The sequence below is a fragment of the Nocardiopsis lucentensis DSM 44048 genome (assembly GCF_000341125.1).
In the GTDB taxonomy this organism is placed as follows: domain Bacteria; phylum Actinomycetota; class Actinomycetes; order Streptosporangiales; family Streptosporangiaceae; genus Nocardiopsis; species Nocardiopsis lucentensis.
Map to the genome: position 1 here is coordinate 1 of NZ_ANBC01000228.1, position 7984 is coordinate 7984.

Annotated in this window: 7 protein-coding genes and 1 pseudogene; 5 read left to right on the forward strand and 3 right to left on the reverse strand. The window is 71.6% G+C overall.

The window, feature by feature from the left end; translation table 11 throughout:
* The first annotated feature begins 331 nt into the window (after positions 1-331).
* The 3 genes from D471_RS0107595 (at position 332) to D471_RS0107605 (ending at position 3815) form a co-directional block, all read left to right on the forward strand.
* On the forward strand, positions 332-1699 hold the full coding sequence (locus D471_RS0107595) for a cystathionine beta-synthase (RefSeq protein WP_017598059.1): 1368 nt from the start codon (positions 332-334) through the stop codon (positions 1697-1699).
* Positions 1700-1840: 141 nt separating this feature from the next.
* Positions 1841-2581: an acyltransferase gene (locus tag D471_RS0107600; protein ID WP_026127507.1), complete on the forward strand. Its 741-nt coding sequence runs from the start codon at positions 1841-1843 to the stop codon at positions 2579-2581.
* 88 nt (positions 2582-2669) lie between these two features.
* Positions 2670-3815, forward strand: a complete 1146-nt coding sequence (locus D471_RS0107605; protein ID WP_017598061.1) for a cystathionine gamma-synthase — start codon at positions 2670-2672, stop codon at positions 3813-3815.
* 235 nt (positions 3816-4050) lie between these two features.
* Here the strand turns inward: D471_RS0107605 and D471_RS0107610 are convergent, their stop codons facing one another.
* A complete protein-coding gene (locus tag D471_RS0107610) occupies positions 4051-4302 on the reverse strand; it encodes a hypothetical protein (RefSeq protein ID WP_017598062.1) in 252 nt (83 codons plus the stop codon).
* A 285-nt stretch (positions 4303-4587) separates the two neighbouring features.
* Here D471_RS0107610 and D471_RS0107615 point away from each other — a divergent pair, with 285 nt between their 5' ends.
* Together D471_RS0107615 and D471_RS0107620 are read left to right on the forward strand one after the other, a co-directional pair.
* Positions 4588-5316 carry a GntR family transcriptional regulator gene (locus tag D471_RS0107615; RefSeq protein WP_026127508.1) on the forward strand — a complete coding sequence of 243 codons (729 nt, stop codon included), beginning with the start codon at positions 4588-4590 and terminating at the stop codon, positions 5314-5316.
* An 8-nt stretch (positions 5317-5324) separates the two neighbouring features.
* Positions 5325-6137, forward strand: a complete 813-nt coding sequence (locus D471_RS0107620) for a GntR family transcriptional regulator (protein ID WP_026127509.1) — start codon at positions 5325-5327, stop codon at positions 6135-6137.
* A gap of 6 nt (positions 6138-6143) precedes the next feature.
* On the opposite strand, the gene D471_RS0107625 is transcribed toward D471_RS0107620, so the two are convergent.
* Together D471_RS0107625 and D471_RS0107630 are read right to left on the reverse strand one after the other, a co-directional pair.
* Positions 6144-7181, reverse strand: a complete 1038-nt coding sequence (locus tag D471_RS0107625) for a VWA domain-containing protein (protein ID WP_017598065.1) — start codon at positions 7179-7181, stop codon at positions 6144-6146.
* 36 nt (positions 7182-7217) lie between these two features.
* Positions 7218-7984 (reverse strand): annotated as a pseudogene (locus tag D471_RS0107630) (magnesium chelatase); the annotation flags it as partial.

Genomic DNA, 7984 nt, shown 5'->3' on the forward strand with positions numbered 1-7984 from the left:
GCGCGCGCGGCTCGCAGCATCGGACCACCCCCGGGGCCTCGTCTCCGTCCGCCCTGGGGCGGGCCGGTTCGATCCGAGGCTACAACCGGAGTGGTCCCGGGTCACGTACCCCGGGCGGCACACGATCCGCTCCGTTCGGTGAGCCGGATCGAGCCCGCACGTGACGGCCGGCGGCACCGACACCCGACGTGAACGGCGCGAACGGCACGGGAACGGCTTAGAGTCGGGAGTGTGGTGGGCCGGACCGGCCCACGGCCCCGGGAGGCGCGACCGGGGCGAAGGACCAGGCGGACCGACGGATCCGGCCGCCACGATGCTGAAGGAGCCCACAGTGCGGGTACACGACTCACTGATCGACCTGGTGGGGGACACCCCGCTCGTGCGACTCCGGAAGGTCACCGAGGGGCTCGCGCCGACCATTCTCGCCAAGGTGGAGTACTTCAACCCCGGCGGTTCGGTGAAGGACCGCATCGCCCTGCGCATGGTCGAGGCGGCGGAGAAGAGCGGGGAGCTCAGGGCGGGCGGCACGATCGTCGAGCCGACCTCCGGCAACACCGGGATCGGGCTGGCGATGGTCGCGCAGGAGAAGGGCTACCGCTGCGTCTTCGTCTGCCCGGACAAGGTGGGGGCGGACAAGCTGGCGGTGCTGCGCGCCTACGGCGCCGAGGTCGTGGTGTGCCCGACCACGGTCGCTCCGGAGCACCCCGACTCCTACTACTCGGTCTCCGACCGGCTCGCCGAGGAGATTCCCGGGGCGTGGAAGCCCAACCAGTACGAGAACCAGAACAACCCCGAGTCCCACTACCACTCCACCGGCCCCGAGATCTGGGACCAGACCGAGGGCCGCGTGACGCACTTCGTGGCGGGCATCGGCACCGGCGGGACGATCAGCGGCACCGGCCGCTACCTCAAGGAGGTCTCCGACGGGCGGGGGAAGGTGATCGGCGCCGACCCGGAGGGCTCGGTGTACTCGGGCGGATCGGGACGCCCCTACCTGGTCGAGGGCGTGGGCGAGGACATCTGGCCCGGCACCTACGACACGGGGATCTGCGACGACATCGTGGCCGTCAGCGACAAGGAGTCCTTCCTCATGACGCGTCGCCTGGCGCGTGAGGAGGCGCTGCTGGTCGGCGGCTCCTGCGGCCTGGCGGTCGAGGCGGCCCTGCGCGTGGCCGAGGACGCGGGCCCCGACGACGTCATCGTCGTTCTGCTGCCCGACGGGGGACGCGGCTACCTCGGCAAGATCTTCAACGACGAGTGGATGGCCGACTACGGCTTCCTGTCGGCCGAGACCGAGGAGGCCACCGCCGGCCAGGTGCTGAACGGCAAGGGCGGTGAGATGCCCGACTTCGTGCACACCCACCCGCACGAGTCGATCGGCACGGCCGTGGCGATCATGCGCGAGTACGGCGTCTCCCAGCTCCCGGTGATGAAGGAGGAGCCGCCGGTCATGGCCGCCGAGGTGGTCGGCTCCATCGCCGAGCGCGACGTCCTCGACGCGCTCTTCGACGGCCGCGCCCAGCTGGACGACAGCGTGGAGACGCACATGGGCAAGCCGCTGGCCACGGTCGGCACGGGGACTCCGGTCGGCGACTGCGTGCGGCTGCTGCGCGGCTCCGGCGCTCTGGTGGTGCTGCGCGACGGCCGGCCTGTGGGCATCCTCACCCGCCAGGACCTGTTGGCCCACCTGTCCGGCTGACGGGGGCGGCCGCGGCGCATCCGGGGCCCCGAACCGCGTTCCACCGAGCGCGGTTCGGGGCCCCGCTGTGTGGAGACCGGACGGAGCGTCGCATACTCGGACACTGCTACTCTTCGCGGCAACGTTACTGGCAGGTAATACATGGGAGCTCGCGTGTCGCGGCTGTTGTCCTGGATCATCCGCTCCGCTTGGTCGTACGCGCGGAGCCACGCCGAAATCCGCGCGGACTCCAAGGCCGCGCGGAAGTTCGCGCGCTTCGGCGTGGGTTCCGCGATCGCCTTCCCCACGGCCACCCTCTACGGGGAGCCGTGGATCGAGATCGGGGTACACACCGTCCTGGGCGGTGACATGACCCTGGCAGCGGGCATGGGGCCGGACTACGACCTCGGGCCCGGCACCGTCGTCCGGATCGGCTCGGGCTGCGCGATCGGCCGCGGATCACACATCGTCGCGCACAAGTCGGTGGACATCGGGGACCACGTCTACACCGGTCCGTACGTCTACATCACGGATCAGAACCACTCCTACGCCAACACCGAGATCCCCGTCGGCCTCCAATGGCCCGTCGACGACCCGGTGAGCATCGGCGACGGCACCTGGATCGGCGCGAACGCGGTGATCCTGCCCGGCGTCCACCTGGGCCGCAACTGCGTCGTCGCGGCGGGCACCGTGGTCCGCCCCGGCCACTACCCCGACCACAGTGTCGTCGCGGGGGTTCCCGGCAAGGTCGTGCGCACCCACGATCCCGAGCTCGGCTGGGATCCGCCGATGCGCGAGACCGGTACGCCCACGCGCGTGCCCACCCCCGCCGCGGGGCTGCCGCCCGAGGTGCCGATCGAACCGCCCGAACCGGGGTCGGCCACCAGGTTCCCGCCCGCCTGAGGGCGGTGGCGGTGGCGTGCGACTCCGCCACATTCCCTCCTGCGTGAAACGTGGGGTTCACGGGGAAAGCGGCGGCTATTGTGGCCCCATGACGTTCGACGGGTTTGAAACGCTGGCCATCCACGCGGGGCAGGAACCGGACGCCGGGACCGGGGCCGTGGTGGTGCCGATCTACCAGACGAGTACCTACGCCCAGGACGGCGTGGGCGGTTTGCGCCAGGGCTACGAGTACTCGCGCACGGGCAACCCGACGCGCGCCGCCCTGGAGGAGTGCCTGGCCGCGCTGGAGTCCGGCGCGCGGGGCCTGGCCTTCGCCTCGGGCATGGCCGCCGAGGACACGCTGCTGCGCACGGTCCTCTCACCCGGCGACCACATCATCATCCCCGGCGACGCCTACGGGGGCACCTTCCGCCTGGTCTCCAAGGTCGTCGAGCGCTGGGGCGTGTCCTGGGACGCGGTCGACCAGACCGACCCCGAGGCCGTGCGCGCGGCGGTGCGCCCCGACACGAAGGTCGTGTGGACGGAGACGCCCACCAACCCGCTGCTCAACATCACCGACATCGAGGCGCTCGCGCAGATCGCGCACGACGCGGGAGCGCTGTACGTCGTCGACAACACCTTCGCCTCGCCCTACCTGCAGCAGCCGCTGACGCTGGGCGCGGACGTGGTCGTGCACTCCACGACCAAGTACCTGGGCGGGCACTCCGACGTGGTCGGCGGCGCCCTGGTGGTCGCCGACGCCGACCTGGGCGAGCGGCTGGCCTTCCACCAGAACACCATGGGCGCCGTGCCGGGGCCGTTCGACTCCTGGCTGACGCTGAGGGGGATCAAGACCCTGGGTGTGCGGATGGACCGGCACAGCGCGAACGCCGAGCAGGTCGTGGCCGAGCTGGAGGGCCACCCGGCGGTCCGCAGGGTGTACTACCCCGGGCTGGACGGTCACCCGGGGCACAAGATCGCCGAGCGGCAGATGCGTTCCTTCGGTGGGATGGTCTCCTTCTCCCTGCGGGACGGGGAGAAGGCGGCGCTGCGGCTGTGCGAGCGCACCGAGGTCTTCACCCTGGGGGAGTCACTGGGCGGGGTCGAGTCCCTGATCGAGCACCCCGGGCGGATGACGCACGCCTCCACCGCGGGCTCCCCGCTGGAGGTTCCCGCCGACCTGGTCCGGATCTCCGTCGGTATCGAGTCCGGCGGCGACCTGGTGATGGACCTGTTGCGGGCCCTGGAGGACTAGGCTGCGTTCGCTTCGGCCCTCCGCTGCGCTTCGGCCCGGGTTCGGGCGCCCGAAGAGGCAGGGATGCTTCATCCTCGGCGGCGCCTGTCGCTCGTTCCTCGCTACGCGGCTTGCCTCGTCTTGCAGCACCCTGCCGGCGCCCGAACGACACCCCCTCGGGTCACCGCTCCAAGAAATCGGGCCCTAGCGGTGCCTTCGTGGGCCCCCGCTGTGCTGCGGGCCGTGTTCGGGCACCTCAGACCGCACTGGGGGTGCGGTCCGGATCAGGGGCGTGGTCCCGGCCGGAGGGGCGGGTGTCGTTGCTGAAACGCAGGCCGACGACGAGGCTTCCGGTGCGGGAGAGGACGCTGCCGTCGTCCTCCTCGCGCAGGGAGCGGTAGCCCCGGCGGCGGTCCTGGCGGCGGATCCCGATGGAGACGGCCAGGAAGAACCCCGCTGACAGGCCCAGGAGTAGGAGGCCGACGAACGCGATGACGAGGGGGATCATGGTGTTCTCCTCACGGCTGACGGTTCACTTCCGCTGACTCCCCCCTCACGCCGTGAGGGGGGTTTCGCGTGTGCTCACGAGGTCTTTCCGTGCCCTTCCGCGGCCGGCTGCGGGGGCGAGCACCGAAGGGTCCTCCTCCGGCTCCGGGGCTGGGGGCCGTGTACTGAGGGTGGCCTTCCTTTAGGATGGGTTGAGGTAACCCGGCTGTACATGTTCTGTTGGTGTTGCGATCACCTTGTTGGTACAAGCGAACGTGTTGGATTGATACCCCCTGAGGGCGGACTTATGCGGGCAGAGAGTAGATATCGACAGATCGCCCGGGTCTTGCGCCGCGAGATCCAGGAGCGGACCCTTCCCCCCGGGGGCCAACTCCCCTCGGAGAAACAGCTGGAGGAGCGCTTCGAGGCCTCCCGCAACACCGTCCGCCTCGCCCTGGGCATGCTCCGCAACCAGGGGCTCATCCTCAGCAGGCCCGGACGCGGACACTTCGTGCAGAACGTCGTCCCCGAGACGTTCTACGCCACCCGCCCCACAGAGAGCACGGGCCTCAACGAGTCCGCCCTGTCTGGTCAGACCCTGGAGGAGCTCCAACTCCTGAGCGCCACCCCGGACATCGCCAGCCGCCTCCGCGTCCCCGAGGGCGACATGACCGTCGTCCGTCGCATGTACCGCTTCTCGGGGGACGTCTCCGGATCCATCAGCTCGGCCTATTACCCCATGGAGCTCGTCCAGGACACCGCGCTCATGCTCCCCGAGGACGTGGACAGCGCCCTGGAGGTCCTCCTGGGCCACGGGCACCGCCAGGTGGGCTGCGTCGACGAGGTGGAGACCCGCATGCCGACGCCCCAGGAGGCGTCCCAGCTCGAACTCCCCCCGGGCGTGCCCGTACTGAACGTCCACCGCACCGACTACTCCGAGGAACGTCCGATCCGCGTGGTACACACCGTCTACGCGGGGCACAGCATCAGATACCAGTTCGAACACGGCAACCTCAAGGCCTACCACCGGGACTGAGCTACAGCATGAGCACGTCGAAGAAGACAGTGGTCGCCGATCACCTGCGCGAGGCGCTGGCCAGAGGTGAGTACAAGCCCGGCGAACGGCTCCCCGGTGAGGAGGAGCTCGCGGAGCGGTTCGACGTCTCCCGCGCCACGGCGCGGATGGGGATGCGCATCCTCCAGGACGAGGGGCGCATCGCCATCCGCGCCGGACGCGGGGCCTACGCCGCCGACCACCGCCCCATCGTCCACCTGGCCACACCGGTCTCCGGGGGCACGGACTCCGAACGCTTCCAGGAGGGGTACCAGCCGCATCTGCGCGACGCTGGATACCACCACATCCACGAGAAGATCAAGGTCAGCCTCGACACCATGCGCCCGCGCGTGGCCAAGCGGCTGCGCCCCGAGCCCAAGAGCACGGCCCCGCACGGCGGCCTCGTGGTCATCCGCTCCTGCGACCGCTTCGTCGAGGGCGGACTCTGGCAGTCCCAGGTCACCTACGTCCCGTTCACCATCGCCAACAACACGCCGCTGATGTCTCCCGAACGGATCACGAACGGGGTGGCCGCCCTCCTGCGCGACCTGGGCCACGAGGAGACCTGGAACTGGGACGTCGTCGGCGCGCGCATGCCCTCGCCGGACGAGGCGGAGGCCTTCGGGCTCGGCCCCGGAATCCCGCTACTCGTCCAGGAGCGCGTCGCCTACGCCGGAGACCTGGCGCTGCGGTTCACCGAGACGATCATGCCCGCCAACCGCCACCAGCTCCTCTACTCCGGTGGGGACGCTCCCGAGGAGCTGCTCGTCCTGGCCTCCGACGTCAACGTCTTCGAGTTCTGACCACGCTCACCCGCGACGTCCGAGGTACCGGTCCACGACCAGAGGGCCCAGGGCCCCGGCGTCGGCGCGCACGACCCGTACCCCACGCCTCCGGTCCACCTCGGCGGCGAAGTCGCGCAACCGGGGGTCGTCGGCGAGCAGGAAGAACACCACCTCAGCGCCCTCGCGCAGCACCCGGTCCAGCTCCGCCAGGGTGAGTTCGGCGGTCCGCGGGTCGGGCGGCCACGCGAACCGGGCACGGCCGTCCTCGCCCAGATGGGCGGTGGGCTCTCCATCGGTGATCACCAGCACCAGGGGCCGGAGGCCGCGGTGGCGCCGCACGTGCCTTCGGGCCAGGCGCAGCGCGTGGTGCAGGTTGGTGCCGGGGGTCCGCCGCCACTCGTGCGCGACCAGCCGGGCGGGGGTGAGCTCGTGGGCGCTCTCCCCGAAGCCGACCAGGTGGATCCGATCGTCCGGATGGCGGGTACGGACCAGGGCGTACAGGGCCAGGGCGGTCCGGGTGACCGCGGTGTGCAGCGCGCGCTCCACCATCGAGTGCGAGAGGTCGACGAGCAGCGACACCGCCGCCGCGCCGACGGGTTCGGTCTCGGCGACGCGGAGGTCCTCGGCACGCAGGGCCGCCCCGGGGGACGCGGCACGGCGCAGCGCCGCCGCGCGGACGGTCTCCACGGGGTCGAGAGGGCGGTCGTCGTCTGGCTCGCGGGGCGCGTGCGTTCCGACGGGATCGCCCCCCGAACCGCCGCCTCCCGGGTGCCGGCCGCCGGCCCCCCGCGCCGAGCGTTCGATGTCACGCAGGGCCGTGTCACCGAGCCGTCGCAGTTCACGAGGGGTCAGACCGTGACCGCTCCTGTCCGACGGGGCCAGGAGACCGCCGCTTCGCGACCCTCCCACGGGACGGCCCTCGATCCCGTCGCCGTCTCCGTCGCCCTCCCGTCCCCGCGCGTGCTCCAGCGCGGTGACCCCGACCCGCTCCTCCCGGGGCGGCGGGTCGGGGTCGGCCAGCGGGTCCGGGCCGCCGGTGTACGCGCGGTACTGGAACCTCACGCCTTCTCCTCCCGCCGCGTGCCTCGTGTCCCCGTGTCAGAAGCGGTAGACGCCCCCGTCGGGGAGCGTGTCCTTGGCCAGGCGCCGCTCCAGGTACAGCCCCTCCAACGCGAACTCGACCACCGCCGCCGCCAGCCCGGGGGTGGGCGGTCCGTCCTCGGCCTCCGGAGCCGCCCGCTCGATCATCGCGGCCAGGCCCGGGACCGTGCCGACCCGGCGGAGCAGGTCGGCGGCTCCGACCAGGTCTCCGGTCTCGACGGCGCCGCCCCCGGCGAACCGGTCGCTGAGCGGGTTCAGGTCGCTCTCCCCGAGCCGGGCGCGGAAGGTCTCGGCGACCGCGCGACGCAGCAGCAGGTGGAGGATCTCGGCCTCGCGGCCCTCGGCCTCCATCTCGAACTCGACCTTGCCCAGCAGGGGCTCCACGACCGACGGAAGGTCGCAGACCCGGGCCACGGGGACCTCCTCACCGGTCAGCGCGGCGCGGCGCAGGGCCGACGCGGCGACGGTCTCGGCGGCCGCGACGGAGAAGCGCACCGACACCCCGGACCGGCCGTCGACCTTCTTCGAGTCGCGGACCAGACGGGTGAACCGGGCGACGGACTCCAGCAGGTGCGCGGGGACGGTCGTGCCCTCGGGGATCGCCGCCTCCTGGCGCACGAGCGCGAGTTCGTCGTCGAGGCCGAGCGGGTAGTGGGTGCGCACCTGGGCGCCGAACCGGTCCTTGAGCGGGGTCACGATGCGCCCCCGGTGCGTGTAGTCCTCGGGATTGGCGCTGGCGACCAGCAGCAGGTCCAGCGGCAGCC

Excerpts from the sequence above, each read along its gene's own strand:
- D471_RS0107600 (WP_026127507.1), top strand. The coding sequence starts at position 1,841 with ATGGGAGCTCGCGTGTCGCGGCTGTTGTCCTGGATCATCCGCTCCGCT.
- D471_RS0107605 (WP_017598061.1), top strand. The coding sequence starts at position 2,670 with ATGACGTTCGACGGGTTTGAAACGCTGGCCATCCACGCGGGGCAGGAA.
- D471_RS0107610 (WP_017598062.1), bottom strand. The coding sequence starts at position 4,302 with ATGATCCCCCTCGTCATCGCGTTCGTCGGCCTCCTACTCCTGGGCCTG.
- D471_RS0107615 (WP_026127508.1), top strand. The coding sequence starts at position 4,588 with ATGCGGGCAGAGAGTAGATATCGACAGATCGCCCGGGTCTTGCGCCGC.
- D471_RS0107620 (WP_026127509.1), top strand. The coding sequence starts at position 5,325 with ATGAGCACGTCGAAGAAGACAGTGGTCGCCGATCACCTGCGCGAGGCG.